Origin of the sequence: Streptomyces sp. CB01635, assembly GCF_002803065.1 — a bacterium.
Lineage (GTDB): Bacteria > Actinomycetota > Actinomycetes > Streptomycetales > Streptomycetaceae > Streptomyces.
Window position 1 is genome coordinate 40323 of record NZ_NNBL01000034.1, and the last position, 14187, is coordinate 54509.

At 68.0% G+C, this 14187-nt stretch carries 11 protein-coding genes and 3 pseudogenes; 7 read left to right on the forward strand and 7 right to left on the reverse strand.

Annotated features, from left to right (window positions below; translation table 11 throughout):
- Positions 1–87 precede the first annotated feature (87 nt).
- Both CG723_RS40755 and CG723_RS40760 read left to right on the forward strand, forming a co-directional pair.
- Positions 88–884: pseudogene (locus tag CG723_RS40755) on the forward strand (IS5 family transposase).
- 87 nt (positions 885–971) lie between these two features.
- Positions 972–1361: a VOC family protein gene (locus tag CG723_RS40760; RefSeq protein ID WP_100598609.1), complete on the forward strand. Its 390-nt coding sequence runs from the start codon at positions 972–974 to the stop codon at positions 1359–1361.
- A gap of 193 nt (positions 1362–1554) precedes the next feature.
- Here CG723_RS40760 and CG723_RS40765 read toward each other — a convergent pair.
- From CG723_RS40765 to CG723_RS40775, 3 genes and pseudogenes are all read right to left on the reverse strand, one after another.
- Positions 1555–2471, reverse strand: a pseudogene (locus CG723_RS40765) (transposase family protein).
- 388 nt (positions 2472–2859) lie between these two features.
- Positions 2860–4116, reverse strand: coding sequence for an SLC13 family permease (locus CG723_RS40770; RefSeq protein ID WP_199842087.1), 1257 nt, complete (start codon positions 4114–4116; stop codon positions 2860–2862).
- A gap of 155 nt (positions 4117–4271) precedes the next feature.
- Entirely contained in the window at positions 4272–5414 is a 1143-nt protein-coding gene (locus CG723_RS40775) for a PrpF domain-containing protein (RefSeq protein WP_100598610.1), read from the reverse strand.
- 127 nt (positions 5415–5541) lie between these two features.
- Between CG723_RS40775 and CG723_RS40780 the strand changes: the two genes are divergently transcribed.
- Complete coding sequence (locus CG723_RS40780; RefSeq protein WP_100598611.1) at positions 5542–6507, forward strand: LysR family transcriptional regulator; 966 nt, start codon at positions 5542–5544, stop codon at positions 6505–6507.
- A gap of 542 nt (positions 6508–7049) precedes the next feature.
- On the opposite strand, the gene CG723_RS40785 is transcribed toward CG723_RS40780, so the two are convergent.
- The 4 genes from CG723_RS40785 to CG723_RS40800 all read right to left on the reverse strand — a co-directional run bounded on the left by CG723_RS40785 (position 7050) and on the right by CG723_RS40800 (position 10456).
- The gene (locus CG723_RS40785) at positions 7050–7454 is read right to left on the reverse strand and encodes a CBS domain-containing protein (protein ID WP_100598612.1); all 405 of its coding nucleotides are present in this window, start codon (positions 7452–7454) and stop codon (positions 7050–7052) included.
- A 46-nt stretch (positions 7455–7500) separates the two neighbouring features.
- Positions 7501–9015: a DEAD/DEAH box helicase gene (locus tag CG723_RS40790; RefSeq protein WP_100598613.1), complete on the reverse strand. Its 1515-nt coding sequence runs from the start codon at positions 9013–9015 to the stop codon at positions 7501–7503.
- Between the two features lie 316 nt (positions 9016–9331).
- Complete coding sequence (locus tag CG723_RS40795; protein ID WP_100598614.1) at positions 9332–9535, reverse strand: cold-shock protein; 204 nt, start codon at positions 9533–9535, stop codon at positions 9332–9334.
- A 582-nt stretch (positions 9536–10117) separates the two neighbouring features.
- Positions 10118–10456 carry a MerR family transcriptional regulator gene (locus CG723_RS40800; protein ID WP_100598615.1) on the reverse strand — a complete coding sequence of 113 codons (339 nt, stop codon included), beginning with the start codon at positions 10454–10456 and terminating at the stop codon, positions 10118–10120.
- Positions 10457–11300: 844 nt separating this feature from the next.
- On the opposite strand from CG723_RS40800, the gene CG723_RS40810 reads away from it, so the two are divergent.
- The 4 genes and pseudogenes from CG723_RS40810 to CG723_RS40825 all read left to right on the forward strand — a co-directional run bounded on the left by CG723_RS40810 (position 11301) and on the right by CG723_RS40825 (position 14054).
- Complete coding sequence (locus CG723_RS40810) at positions 11301–11690, forward strand: ATP-binding protein (protein ID WP_100598616.1); 390 nt, start codon at positions 11301–11303, stop codon at positions 11688–11690.
- A gap of 640 nt (positions 11691–12330) precedes the next feature.
- Positions 12331–12675 (forward strand): annotated as a pseudogene (locus CG723_RS40815) (DUF475 domain-containing protein); the annotation flags it as partial.
- Positions 12676–12953: 278 nt separating this feature from the next.
- Positions 12954–13187 carry a hypothetical protein gene (locus tag CG723_RS40820; protein WP_442802633.1) on the forward strand — a complete coding sequence of 78 codons (234 nt, stop codon included), beginning with the start codon at positions 12954–12956 and terminating at the stop codon, positions 13185–13187.
- Positions 13188–13604: 417 nt separating this feature from the next.
- Positions 13605–14054 carry an RICIN domain-containing protein gene (locus tag CG723_RS40825; RefSeq protein WP_159032650.1) on the forward strand — a complete coding sequence of 150 codons (450 nt, stop codon included), beginning with the start codon at positions 13605–13607 and terminating at the stop codon, positions 14052–14054.
- The last annotated feature ends 133 nt before the right edge of the window (positions 14055–14187 follow it).

A 14187-nucleotide genomic window follows, 5' to 3' on the forward strand; every position in this document is an offset into this window, starting at 1 on the left:
CCGCTCGACCAGCCGTCCGATCAACTGGTCGAACGGGCCCGCGCGTTCGGCCCGTTTCTTATGGCGTGATCATTCGTTGAACCGTGCATGACGGATCTGGTTGAGCGGTTGGTGCCGGACGAGTTGTGGGTGTTGTTCCGGCGGGTGGTGCCTCGGACGGAGGTGAAGCGTCCTCAGGGCGGTGGCCGACGGCGGGCCGGTGATCGCGAGACGCTGGCGGCCATCATCTTCGTGGCCACCTCGGGCTGCACCTGGCGGCAATTGCCGCCGGTGTTCGGGCCGGCCTGGCCCACGGTCTACCGACGCTTCGCCCAGTGGAGCCGGGAGAGGCTCTGGGCCCGGCTCCATCGGGTCATCCTCGACGAACTCGGCGCCAGAGGAGAGCTGGACTGGTCGCGGTGCGCGCTCGACTCCGTCAGCGTCCGGGCGGCAAAAGGGGGCTACTGACCGGACCGAATCCGACCGACCGCGGCAAACCAGGATCGAAAATCCACCTGCTCACCGACCGGAACGGACTGCCCCTGTCACTGGGCATCCCCGGCGCCAACATGCACGACAGTCTCGGGCTGAAGCCACTGGTGCGCGGGATTCCGCCCGTCCGCTCCCGGCGCGGGCCCCCGGCCAAGCTCCATGCCGACAAGGGCTACGACTACGACCACCTGCGCAGATGGCTCCGCAAGAGGGGCATCCGCCACCGCATCGCCCGCGAGGGCATCGAGTCGTCTACCCGGCTGGGCCGCCATCGCTGGGTCGTCGAAAGGACAGTGTCCTGGCTGGCCGGGTGCCGTCGCTTGCACCGCCGCTACTAACGCGAGGCCGAGCACTTCCTTGCCTTCGTCGGTATAGCTGCAGCCCTCATCAACTACCGTCGACTTACTACGTAGACAGGACTATGATCTACGGCGACATCGCGTGTCGGTCACCGGCTGGGTGAGACATGGAGGTGTCGGGACTGCCTTCGGAGGCATTCCTTGTCAGTCGAGTTGAACCACACGATCGTCCACGCCCGGGACAACCGGGAGTCCGCAGAATTCTTCGCGAACCTGCTCAGCCTTGAGATCACCGCCGAGTGGGGTCCGTTCATCGCGGTCGGCCTGGGCAACGGCGTCACGCTGGACTTCGCCACTATCCCCGCAGACGAGATCACTCCCCAGCACTACGCCTTCTTGATCTCCGAGGAGGAGTTCGACACGGCGTACGCGCAGATCAGACAGCGCGGCATCGAGCACTATGCCGACCCCCACCGGAAGCAGCCCGGCACGATCAACTACAACGACGGTGGCCGCGGCGTGTACTTCATGGACCCGGCGGGCCACGCCATGGAGCTCATCACCGTGCCGTACGGCGGCTGGACCTCGTAACCACATGCACCGAGGGCCGCACCCCTAGCGCGGAGTGCGGCCCTCAACCGCTGCTTGTGCCCCATGTGATCGCAGCCGGCGCCCTGCGATACCAGCTCCGCCGCCTGGCGGGCGCCATTAGCACCAAAGGAAACGGCGTCTTACGAGTCGGTGCGTGATAGCGGGTGGGGCGTGTTTTGCCTGCTCGCGGTGTTTATCTCGGGGTGATGCTGCGGTCGGAGACGAGGGTGGCGATGGCTTGGTAGGTGTCGGGGAGGCGGTCGCGGCGGTGGGTCCAGCGTTGCAGTTGTTTCCAGCGTTTGTGGTCAGCGAGGGCGTGTTCGACGGTGATGCGTTGTGAGGAGTGCTCGTGCCGTTGGCGTTCGTTGTGCTCGAGGAAGGGGAGCGTCGCGCCTGGTCGTAGCTCGCGGGGCTGGGTCAGGGCTTTGCCTCGGTGGTCTCTGCTCAGGCCGAGGTATCCGTCGTCGAGGAGGACCTGTACCCGGTCGAAGGCATCGAAGCATCTGCCGATGCCAGCCAGACGAGCGGCAGTGGCGTCGTGCATGCGCCCGGGCCGCAGGGCGTCGGTCCATAGAGTGCGGCCCTGGTGGTCGGCGATGACGGTGGCCTTCATGGTGTTCTGCTTCTTCTTGCCCGACACGAACGCTCGCCGTCCTCCCCGGCCCGCGGTGGGCCGGCGGACCTGGATCTCGGTGGCGTCCATCCGCAGCCGGACACCTTCGGTCTGGGCGTAGGCAAACACATCGTCCATCGTGCGCAGCCGCACACCGGGACGGTCCGCTACGGCGAACCCTCGCCCAGCCAGCAGCTGGCGCACCTCACCCACCGCCCTGGTCACGGTGGAGCGGTCCACCCCGTACAGCAGGGCCAGCACGGCATGCGGCAGGTCATGCCGCAGATGGATGAGCGTGGCCACCAACCGGTCCACGAACACCAGCTGATGCCGGGCACCGGCTCCCGGAGCACGCTTCCTCGCCCCGCCCCGCGTCTGGTATCGACGCCCCTCGACCCCGACTACCCATGGCCTGGCCAACTCCACAACCAGCTGCGACAGATGAGTGCTGGAGATCCCCGTGAATAACGGATTGCCAGTACCGAACGATCCACCATGCCTTTCACCAGCAGAGCATGCCCACCCGCTATCATGCACCAACTCGTTAGATGGAGCTGCTGACCGGACGATTGATGGCCGCACCGGATGCGCCCGTGCGTGCTGAGTACGACCTTGTTGGCCTGGCGGGCAGGGATGTGGTGTGGGCCCCGCCTTCCCGCGAGGCTCGGGTGGGGGCTGGCTTGTGGAATGTGGGCCGGGAAAGCCGTTCCGCAAGACAGTCTGCGGCCACAGGCGGAGGCAACTGGGAACGCAGGCCGCAGCGATGGTCGCGACGGCGGCCACCGCCAGTATCAGGTCCGCACGGGCCATCGCCCGTGCGCCTCGGCGGAAGTTCCCGTGCTTCGCCGACCTGGAGCGGGACGTCGGGGCGAGGGTGTGCCCCCCTCAGGACCAGGGCAGGACGAGCGCGCCCCAGGCGACCACGGGGCCCGCGGCGACGATGCCGCAGGTGTAGCCGAGGATCTGGCGGTAGAAGCCGCGGCGCTCCACGCCCCGGGCGTTGCTCAGGACCAGCGCCCCGTTGGTGGAGAACGGTGAGACGTCGACGATCGTGGTGGAGACGGCGAGAGCGGCTATCAGACCGGTCGAGCTGAGGTGGCTGGACAGCAGCAGCGGAACGGCGATCGGGATGATCGCGGTGAGGATCGCGGTCGAGGAGGCGAAAGCGGAGGTGACGGCGACCGTGAAACAGAGGAGGAGGGCCACGACGAGCGGGGTGCCGAAACCGGCCGCGTGCTCGGAGATCTTCTCGATGATCCCGGCGTGCTCCAGCATCGCGATGTAGGTCATCATGCCGCCGACCAGCAGCAGGGTGTGCCAGCTGATGCCGTCCACTGCCTTCTCCTGGCGCTTCATGTCCAGGAGGGCCAGCAGCGCACCGGCGGCCAGAGCGAGAACGCCGATCTGCATCTGGAATCCGAGGGCACACACCACCAGTGCGGCGAGGGCGGCCAGCGTGGCCCACTGGTGCCAGGTGGCCCGCTCCGTGTCCGCGTCGCCGTCTGGTGCCTCCTGCTCGGGCTGCGCGGAGGAGTCCGCCGCCATCGTGCGGCGCCGCAGGGCGGCGAAGGTGAGCAGGGACAGTAGGAGATTGACGGCGAAGCTGGCGAAGAAGAGTGTCGCCGGCGCGACGGACAGATCGGTGTCGTCGACCATGCCGAGCACCAGCGCGCCCGAGACGGCCATGGGGGAGAACGCTCCGGCATGGGCGCCGCTGATCACCATCATCCCGGTCATGAGCGGGTTGATGTTGTGACGGAAGGCGAAGTTCATCCCGATGGGCACCAGGATCGCCACGGCAGCGGGGGTGAAGGTGCCCAGAGAGGTCAGCACCCCGGCCAGGAGGAAGAGCACCCAGGGGATCAGGGCGGTCTGCCCCCTCACCAGACGGACTCCGGCGGCGACCAGCAGATCGACCGTACCGTTGCGGCGGGCCACGGCGAACAGATAGGTGACGCCGACGATGGTGAGGAAGAGCTCCACGGGGAAACCCTCGAATATCTGCTCCTCGGTCATGTTCAGCGCGGTCGTACCGACCGCGAAGCACGCGACGAAGGCCAGGATGCCGATGTTGATCGGCAGGACGGTGCCGACGACGAACATGACGAGCAGCGCGCCGACGGAGATCAGCTCAGGAGACATCATTGTCCTCTTTGTCCTGCGGGAGGGGGAGTTGGGCAGGGGGCCGGATCGGCCGAGGCGTGCCAGAGAGGGAAGCACGACAAACACGGTGAGGAACAGTCCCGAAGGGACACTGCGGGGGCCCGCTGTATGCGGCTCACCGGGGGCGGCAGGGGTCAGGCGGCTGCCGGGAGGGCCAGGTCACGTACGAGGATGCGGGCCTGGCACAGGATGCGTGCGGCCCGGGCGACGGTGACCCGGTCGGGCCCGGCTCCCGAGGACTCGACGGCCAGGACACCCGCCGGGGTGCCAATGCGCAGGACGCGGCCGCCGGGTGCGGTGGAGGCGTTGGCCACCACGGTGCCCTCGACGAGGTTGGCGGCGGCCACGGCGACCGCGGAGGTGAGGCCGATGGCCGGGTGGGGGGAGTTCATGGACAGCATTCGTACGGACACGTCGTACTCGTGCGCGGCCACATGCTCGCCCAGGGTCGTCGTGTAGGCGACGGGAGGGCCGATGAGGCCCGTCTTGGGAACGGCGTCGCCCGGCTCGGCTCGGGGCTGTACCAGCCCCATGCGGACGGCGGCGGCGTGGCGGGTCGCGCGCAGCCAGGACGCCTCGGCACGCATCTGGTCCAGCGTCTCGGCCCCGGTCCGGCCGGCTCGCACAGCGTCCACCAGGACGACCGGCGCACCGGCGTCCAGCATGCTCACGATGAGCGGTGCCCCGGATTTCGGGATCCTGGCACCGCCCGCAAGTTCACCGACCGGTAGTTCCTGGGCAGGCAGGCCAGTGGGCAGCAAGTGGCCGGTCGTCGCCCCCGCCGGGTCGCGGAAGGCGAGTCCCACCGGTACGCCGCCGGCCAGCGTGCCCGGGACCGTGCGGTCACCGAACTCCTGGACCCGGCCGCCCGGCGTGTCCACCTCGGCCTCCAGCACGGCGCCTGTGTTGATGTGGCGCATGACCACCGGAGTGCGGTCGCCCTTGAGCGGCACCAAGCCCTCGGCTACGGCGTAAAGGGCGATGGCCGTTGCGCAGTTGCCGCAGTTGCTGCCCCACTCGACCGTGCCGGTGCCGATGCCGACCTGGGCGAAGAGGTAGTCGATATCGACGCCCTCGCGGGAGCTGACACCCACCACGGCCGCCTTGGATGTGGTGGGGGTGGCGCCGCCGATTCCGTCGAGCTGAACGGGGTCTGCCGCGCCGTACGCGTCGACCAGAATGCGCTCGATCCGGTCGCGGTCGGTAGGCATGTGCACCTGGGGGAAGAGCCAGCATTTGCTGGTCCCACCTCGTACCAGGGTTGCGGGAACGTGCATGTCAGAGCGTCTTTCTCTCAGCACAACGGGTGCGGGGCCGCTGCGTCGCGCCGACTCTCGCAGAGACGTTGGCTTGAGCACAATGTCTCTTTCCTTGAGCAGGGTTTAGCTGAACTAAACTCATTGCATGCTCAATGTTCGCCGACTGTTGCTGCTCGCCGAGGTCGCCGAGCGCGGCTCGCTGACCGCCGCCGCCGAGGCGCTGTCCATGACGACCTCAGCTGCCTCCCAACAGATGTCCCTGCTCGAGCGCGAGGCAGGACAACCGCTGATCGAGCGGCTGCCCCGGGGCGCGCGCACCACCGCCGCGGGCGCCGCGCTGGCCGAGCGCGGCCGCGTCATCCGCCGTGAACTCCAGGCGGCGGAAGCTGACTTGGAGGCCTTCGGGCATCTGGACCGCGGGGTGGTGACCCTCGGCTCCTTCCCGACGGCCAGTGCCTCATTGCTGCCCCTGGCCCTGACCCGCTTCCGCCGGGCACACCCGCAGGTGCGCACGGTCGTACGCGCCGGGGTCCTCGCCCAGCTGCGGGAGATGCTGCACACGGGCGAGGTGGAGCTTTCGCTGATGTGGGACTACGACTGGAACCGTGTCGACGACGATCAGTTGATCCTCACGCCGCTCCTCGAGGACCCGACGGTGCTGGTCGTGCCCACCAGTTCCCCGCTGGTCAGCTCCGATCAGGTAAGACTGTCCGACCTGGCGGACCAGGAGTGGATCATCCGCGCGGAGAACCATCCCGTCGCGGACGTGTTGCGCCGCGCCTGTCGCCAGGCGGGCTTCGAACCGCGTATTGCCTACGCCTCGCATGATTACCAGGAGGCCCAGGCCATGGTCGCCGCCGGCCTCGGCCTGGCCCTCGCCCCCCGCCTAGCCTTGACCAACCGCCGCAGCGATGTACGCCTTCTCCCCCTGTCCCACGAGCAGTCGGCCAGCGAGCTTTCCCCGGTTCGCCGCATCCTCCTGGCCAGGCCCGCCCAGCGCGCCAGCACGCCCGCGGCCCAGGCGATGGCCCGTGTGCTGCACGCCGTCGCGCGGGGCTTCACGGACCCCGGCCTCGACCGCTCTCAACTGGGTGCGGTGCGAACACGGTGATATGCCGCGAGTGCCCTGGCCGGGTTTCGAACTGTATGCAAAAGACCCTCGGGGGCATCTCGGCGTCCAATGAGATGCCCCCGAGAGGGATGGTGCGGCTCCTTGTCACGCCTTCCTCCGCGGGAGCGGCCGTCCCGGCGGCGTCCGGCTGCTGGGTGATGGCGCCGCCGGACCGGCGACCCGGGAGGAACGAGGCCAGGGCGAGCGAGACCAGGGCCGCGCCACGCCCTGTGAGCATGATCACCTTGAAGGCGTTCTCCGAAGGCATTGCGGGCCGCCGAAGTCGGTGGTCATCTGGGCGATGATCACGCCTGGCCAGTGCGCTGGCGACGGAGGTGCCCACGGCCCGCTTAAGGGTGTCGACGCTGTTGGTCACCGCGGTCTCGGAGGTGCCGCAGGCCCATGATGAGCGGCGGCAGGGTGCCGTAGGCGAGGCCGACGGCGGCACCGATGAAAGTAGGAGGCCAGGATGCGGGCGATGACGCAGCGCATGTGGCCTTACAAGGAGAAGGGGATAACGGTCCGACGAGGGGTGAGGCGGGTCAGCGGGAGAGGGCGAGGACGCCCAGGGCGCTGCCTTGCCCGTCGATGACCGGCAGTGCGCCGAGCCGGCGGGAGCGCAGCACGTGCTCGGATTCGGAGCCAGTGGCCTCGGGCGAGGTGAACGACCCGTGATCGCCGGTGATGTCGCGCAGGCGGACGCGGTCCGTGTAAGCGGAGCTGTCGCGAACGGCGGTGAGTTCGGTCTGGGTGACCAGGCCGGTGCGCTGGCCGTCCTGGTCGCAGACGGCCAGCCTACCCGTGTGGGCTGCGGCCATGACGGACAGCGCCACCTCGACACTCATGTCGTCACAGACCTGCGGTCCGGCCGCGTCCCTGGCCTCAACCGTCTTCCTTTGCACGGGGTTGGTGCTCGCCGGGCGGGGCTGCATCTGAACCAGCGTCAAAAGGTGCCTCCTGCAGAGATGGGTCAGCTTCCTGATCACGAAGGTTCTAGGCCGCCGCGTCGAAGACGGACTGGCGTACGGGCGCGCGCCGGGTCGCCGACGAGGGGCGGCGTCGGCCTCGGGAGGAGGCGCTGCGCTTGGGGCGTTCGGCCACCGGTGCGGTGACGGTGACCGGGATGCCGGACGGGGCCTGGGCACCGGTGATCCGGCTCAAGGCCTCGTCGCCCGAGCGGATCTGGGTGGTCTGCGCCCGGATTCCGGCGTCCGACATGAGGCGGACCATGCCGCGGCGCTGGTGCGGTGTGACGAGGGTGACGACACTGCCTGACTCGCCGGCGCGGGCGGTACGGCCGCCGCGGTGGAGGTAGTCCTTATGGTCGGTCGGCGGGTCGACGTTGACGACAAGGTCGAGGTTGTCGACGTGGATGCCGCGCGCCGCGACGTTCGTCGCTACCAGGACGGTGACGTGCCCGGTCTTGAACTGCGCCAGCGTGCGGGTGCGCTGCGGCTGCGACTTGCCGCCGTGCAGCGCGGCGGCCCGCACCCCACTGTTGAGCAGGTCCTGCGTCAGCCGGTCGACGGCGTGCTTGGTGTCCAGGAACATGATCACCCGGCCTTCGCGGGCCGCGATCTCGGTCGTCGTGCGGTGCTTGTCGGCGCCGTGGACGTGCAGGACGTGGTGCTCCATCGTGGTGACCGCGCCTGCGGACGGGTCGACGGAGTGGACCACCGGATCGGTGAGGTAGCGGCGGACCAGGAGATCGACGTTGCGGTCGAGGGTGGCGGAGAACAGCATGCGCTGGCCCTCGGGGCGTACCTGGTCCAGGAGCGCGGTGACCTGGGGCATGAAGCCCATGTCGGCCATCTGGTCGGCCTCGTCGAGGACGGTGATCGCGACTTGGTTCAACCGGCAGTCGCCCCGGTCGATGAGGTCCTTGAGGCGGCCCGGCGTCGCGACGACGACTTCGGCACCACCGCGCAGTGCGCTGACCTGCCTGCCGATCGGCATTCCGCCGACGACGGTGGCCAGACGCAGCCTCACCGAGCGGGCGTAGGGGGTGAGAGCGTCGGTCACCTGCTGTGCCAGCTCACGTGTCGGCACGAGGATCAGGGCCAGCGGCTGGCCGGGCTCGGCGCGCTGGCCGGTGGTGCGGGCCAGCAGGGCCAGGCCGAAGGCGAGGGTCTTGCCTGAGCCGGTGCGCCCGCGACCGAGGACGTCGCGGCCCGCGAGGGTGTTGGGCAGGGTAGCGCCCTGGATCGGGAACGGGACGCGCATGCCTTGCGCGGTGAGCGAGGCGAGCAGCCGCTCGGGCATGTCGAGGTCGGCGAACGCCTCGACGGCGGGCAGCGCGGGAGTGATCGTCTTCGGCAGGGCGAACTCGCCCGAGGCCGCTGCGGGCCGCCGACCGTGGCCGCCCGTGCGGCTCGGCCCTCCGGAACGGCTCGGGGCGGGCGAGCCGAAGCGGCTGCCGCGTTGCGAACCGGCGCCGGAGCCGAAAGCGGGACCGTCGGTACGGCTGCGGGTGCGGGCGGAGCGGTTGTTCGTGCGTGTGGGGTTCATTCAGAACCTTCCTTGATACGGCACGTATCAAGGAATTCTCGCAGCGGAAGAACAGCGCGGGGAATTACAAGAACGGGCCGAACGAAATGCGAAAGCGATCTGACCTGCGGTGAATCCAGCGCAAGTGCAGGCGATGAAATGGGTGACGTCGTGCGGACGTGGAATCCTGGACGTCTACGGGTGCATCTCGGAAGAGGCCCGTATTGCTGAAGAGGCATCCACGGGCGTCGTTGCCCCACAGGGGAAGACCCGAGGATGACCGCAGCTGGGGCCCGCACCCCGAGGGATGCGGGCCCCAGCTAAGTGCGCGTCAGCGTCAGACGGGAACGATGTTCTCGGCCGTCGGGCCCTTCTGGCCCGCCGCGATGTCGAAGGTGACCTTCTGACCTTCGAGCAACTCCCGGAAGCCATCGGCGGCGATGTTCGAGAAGTGGGCGAACACGTCAGCGCCGCCACCGTCCTGCTCGATGAAGCCGAAACCCTTGGCCGAGTTGAACCACTTCACAGTGCCAGACGCCATGTCATATCTCCTTGTGGGGCAGTACGCCGGGACCCGCAATCCACGGATACCGGGTCGCCGCGATGATGCCCCGCCCGAATAATGACCGGAAATACAAAACGCTTCCCGCAGCTGAAAATACTGACGAAAGCGTTGAAGTTTTGGGAACCACGACTGCAACTGAGAGCGACAGTAGCATGCGGTAGCGGCCCGCGTACGGTAAATAATTCCACTCTGTTCGTTACAGCAAACACACTGTCCGCGCGGCACATTAAACTCTCGTCTCGCGGTCATAGATATTGGGCCACCCGAAATTCAGCGTGCCAAGAAGAGCGGTCGCCGTTTGCGGCTCGGCGTGCACATCTATTGCGGGGGCACCTCCTCCTGCCCGACGACGGCCCATCAGCCCGTATGCCGGGACCGCCGCAGATCAGGGCCGCGCAGCGCTGCTGCTGAGCGGCCCTGCCGCGGGCGTCCCAGATCCCACCACCCTCACCTGAAGGCCACCACACCGTTCGTGCGAACCAGTCGGACGGCAGAGCCTGCCCGGGGGCAGCTGTATGTTCCGGGCACAGGCGGGAAGGTCGGCGGGCATGCGCCACCTCAGTCCGCGGTCGTCGGGTTCTCGGATTCGGCGGCGTGGCGGTATTCGGCGTTGATGCGTTGGGCTTCTTCGAGCTGGTCCTCGAGGACGATGATGCGACAGGCGGCCTCGACGGGGGTGCCCTGGTCGACGAGTTCCCGGGCACGTGCGGCGATGCGCAGCTGGTAGCGGGAGTAGCGGCGGTGGCCGCCCTCGGAGCGCAGCGGGGTGATGAGGCGGGCTTCGCCGATGGCCCGCAGGAAACCCTGGGTGGTGCCGAGCATCTCGGCGGCCCGGCCCATCGTGTAGGCGGGGTAGTCCTCGTCCTCGAGACGGCCGTACGAGTCGTCTGCTGTCATTTGCACCTCTCTGTGGAACACGCTTGAGGGGCCCTGGTGCCATTTGGCACCAGGGCCCCGAAGGAACATCTACACCATCTGCCGGCCCTGGAACTGCGCCGGCCTTCTGTGTCCGCCGCCCCGACCTGGGAGTTGTCGGGGGTGCGGGGATCGCGGTTGCTTGACCGGAGACCACCTCACTATCGATGTCCTGCGGTACCCGGGCTCAACACTCCGCCCGGGCGATCCTGATGGCGCTCGTTCCTCCGTTCTTCCCTCTGGGATCAATCACTTGCCTACTGCTGGTGATGCGAACTACTCGGTGACCTGAGTAAGCGCCACTCTTCGACAGCCAGCCCCGTCGCCCGTCGTGCGTCTGCTCTGGCTTAGAACCCCACTGCCGAACCTCCCGGTGCGCGCGTCCGCAGCCGACGCCTTCACCGAGGTGCTGCTCACTTAACTTCACTGCTGGTACTGCGAACTGCACTTACGCGTACTGCGGTACTGCTACAGGCGGCCCCTGATCACTGCGGGCCACCCGGTCCGGTCGTCAGTCCCGTCGCCGTCCTGCACCAACCCTGGCTTCGGAACTCCACCACCGCACCGTCCTGCGAACTGCGGTACTGCTGCCCGGCAGTTCGTCTCTGCCAGGCCCTGTTGATCTCGGCTACGAGAGAAACCATAACCACACCACCACCTAATGTCTACTCCAGCCAACATAGATTTCCGCGTGTTCGACGGTGAGGTAATCGACCTCGAACAGCAGTGGAGGGCGGGAGCAAGCCGGGTTAACGGGCCGCAGCCGGGGCACAAGCCCCGGACACACAGGACCGGGCATTGACGATCCAGAGACCAGGGGGACCTGATGGACACGATGAGCGTCAACGTCGCAACCCTCCGCTCCTCGACGTCCGTCGCCGGCGCACGCGAGAGCACCCGGGACTTCCTCGACGGGCTCATACCGGCGATCGCGGCCGAGGCCGCCGACACGGTGGTCCTGGTCGTCTCGGAGCTCGTCACCAACGCCCTGCGTCACGGCGGCGGGACCTGCACCCTGGACCTGACCGCGCACCCGGACAGCATCGAGGCGGCCGTGCACGACCGCAGCCCGAAAGCGCCGCGCATGCGCACCCCCGACCTGAACGGCGGCACCGGAGGCTTCGGCTGGCCCATGGTCAACCACCTCGCCCGTGCCACCGCCGTGACCCGCCAGGCGGCCGGCGGTAAAACCGTAAGCGCCCTCCTCGCCCGATAGCGCCCGGGCGCCGACGCCGACCGGTTCTCCCACTTGCTGTGCCGCAACATCGAGCGGTCCGGTGCCTGTACCTGCAGACTTTCACGGACGTACGCAGAGCAACCCGCACCCGGTACGCCGGCCCGCTTCGCGGCCCGGTACGCCGGCCCGCTTCGCGGCCCGGTACGCCGGCCCGCTTCGCGGCCCGGTACGCCGGCCCGCTTCGCGGCCCGGTACGCCGGCCCGCTTCGCGGCCCGGTAAGGGGCAGTTGCTCACCCGTACGAGTGACCTTGAGGTCGTGGTATCCGGGTAGCCGCGGGAGGTGACCGTGTTACCTGGGCCAGGGGAATCCGCCGGGCCGTTGATCGAGCAGATCGTGTCGGCCGTCCGTGAGGGAGACGACAGTGGCTTGCCTGCCCTGCTCGGCCGTTTCGCAGGCGAGGCCGACGTGTGTGCAGCGTTCGCACTGCGGCAACGGCTGTTACGGGACCTGCTTGACGAACCGTAACCGGGCTGTCGAAGCTCTCGGCGGAGCACTCGATGACCTCGGCTCCGCCGACCAGTGTCCCAATCCTGACTACGCCGTGCGAGCGGCGTTCCGGGACGCGCTCGACGCGTCCGCCGACTACGTGGCCGCCTACCGCGCAGGGGTCACAAAGCGTCATCGGCGCCTTCGCCATCACCAACGACATCGTGCTGATGGAGCTCGGCCTCGGCATCGGTGCCATGTACGTCCGTTCGCTCACGGTCTACCTGGTCCGCCAGGGCACCCTGGACGACTACGTGTACCTGGAGCACGGCGCGCACTACGCGATCGGCGCCCTCGCCGTGATCCTCCTGGTCACGATCCAGTACGAGATCAACGAGGTCATCACGGGCCTGGTCGGCGTCATCCTGATCGCCTGGTCCTTCATATCCTCGGCACGGCGCAACAAGCGCCTCGCGGCCCGAGCCACGGCGACAGGGAGCGAGCCTCGGAAGGACTCTTCACCTGTCGCCTCATAGGGAGACGCTTTCCCGCCTTCAGCGTGCTCTTGCGAGGAACCCCGGGGGGACCCCCGAGAGGAATCGCATCCGGTGATGGCGATGCGGAGCATCGCCGTCGCAACGGGCGCGGAGCGCCCGCAAGAGACCGGGCCGGGCCATCTCCGTGCGGTTGGTACTGGTGTTCACCGGGATTCTGTCGAGGAAGCCCAGGCGTTCACGCCTGGAGGAGTCGACTCCCGGCCCTGCAACGCGGAGCGTCGCGGCACCAGGTTTCGTGCAAGGCCCGCCGGGCCGAGGTGCCGTTCCTGGAGGTGGATCCGGCCTATACCTCGCAGCGCTGTCCACGCTGTGCGGGCACACAGAGAAGGCCAACGGCCGGTCTCGGGACCATTTCTGTTGTCGTCGGTGCGGCCTCGCTGGGCCCGCCGACCACGTCGCCGGGGTGGGTTGCTGGTCCTGACGCAGAGCGGTGGATCGCCTGGCTGACTTCCTGTTCCTGTTCGCGGGCGGCCTGCTGCAGAGCGCTTTGACATGCTCCTCGCCCTTCAGCCCGAGGAGCATGTCAAGATCACGGCGATTGAACAGCTCACCAGCCATCTGCGACGCCGAGCTGCCTTGTCGCTGGGCGCGTCTACGAAGGCGTTCCTGCGCTCGGATATGCCGTCACCACGCATTTGAGAACCCTAGACGAAAGTTCCGATGTGGCTCAGTGGTCGTAGGCGATCAATGACCTTGTTGGGCGCGCCGATGGTGAACAGAGCCACGCCCTGGTTCTGTTCGCACACGAAGAGGTGACTCCGGCATGGCGTGGTGCAGCGGATCCTGTGTGCCTATGCGCGATGTCGCGGCTGGTGTGGCAGCTGGCTGCTAGTCTCCTGGCCCCGCAGATCTCAATTCGCACCCGGCCTGACCCGCCGGGCCGAGGGGGAATGATGTTGTTGAGAAGGATGGCCACGCTGGGGGCCGCCATCGGGCTCGCGGTGGGCTTGGGCAGCACGCCGGCGAGCGCAGCGCCGGGGATCAGTACCTTCGAGAACAAGGCTGCCCCGGCCCGGAACTGCCTGGACTTTAGGGCCGACTACGGCCCCTATGTCTTCGGGTGTAACTTCACCAGCTATCAAAAGTGGTACTGGAACGACGAGTTCGAGTACACGGCGCTTCGGCAGAAGGCGACGGGGCTGTGCCTCGTGTCGCGCAACGGTCAGGCGACCATGAAGCCCTGTTCCGCGGCAGACGATGCGGCCTTGTGGACGATCACCCCGAATGAGGTGGATGGCGCCACGATCAAGAACGCTGTGAGCCACAAGTGTCTCGCTCGGATGGCGAACGACCGCGTCAACACCACCACGTGCACCGGGGGTAAGTCCCAGCGCTGGCAGATCGGGTGGATCGCCTAGCGGGCAGCAGTGACCAGGACTTGCCGGGGTGGCCCTTGGGGCGCCGGTGGCAAAGCCGGACCCGTCGAACCTGGCCCAGCCGGACCCTGGCTCAGCCGACCCCTGGCCGTCGTCCACGCCTCATCAGGCCACG

Bases quoted from the DNA above. Each gene is read 5' to 3' on its own strand.
- CG723_RS40775 (WP_100598610.1), bottom strand. From the start codon at position 5,414: ATGCACGTTCCCGCAACCCTGGTACGAGGTGGGACCAGCAAATGCTGG.
- CG723_RS40780 (WP_100598611.1), top strand. From the start codon at position 5,542: ATGCTCAATGTTCGCCGACTGTTGCTGCTCGCCGAGGTCGCCGAGCGC.
- CG723_RS40790 (WP_100598613.1), bottom strand. From the start codon at position 9,015: ATGAACCCCACACGCACGAACAACCGCTCCGCCCGCACCCGCAGCCGT.
- CG723_RS40795 (WP_100598614.1), bottom strand. From the start codon at position 9,535: ATGGCGTCTGGCACTGTGAAGTGGTTCAACTCGGCCAAGGGTTTCGGC.
- CG723_RS40800 (WP_100598615.1), bottom strand. From the start codon at position 10,456: ATGACAGCAGACGACTCGTACGGCCGTCTCGAGGACGAGGACTACCCC.
- CG723_RS40810 (WP_100598616.1), top strand. From the start codon at position 11,301: ATGGACACGATGAGCGTCAACGTCGCAACCCTCCGCTCCTCGACGTCC.
- CG723_RS40770 (WP_199842087.1), bottom strand. From the start codon at position 4,116: ATGTCTCCTGAGCTGATCTCCGTCGGCGCGCTGCTCGTCATGTTCGTC.
- CG723_RS40825 (WP_159032650.1), top strand. From the start codon at position 13,605: ATGGCCACGCTGGGGGCCGCCATCGGGCTCGCGGTGGGCTTGGGCAGC.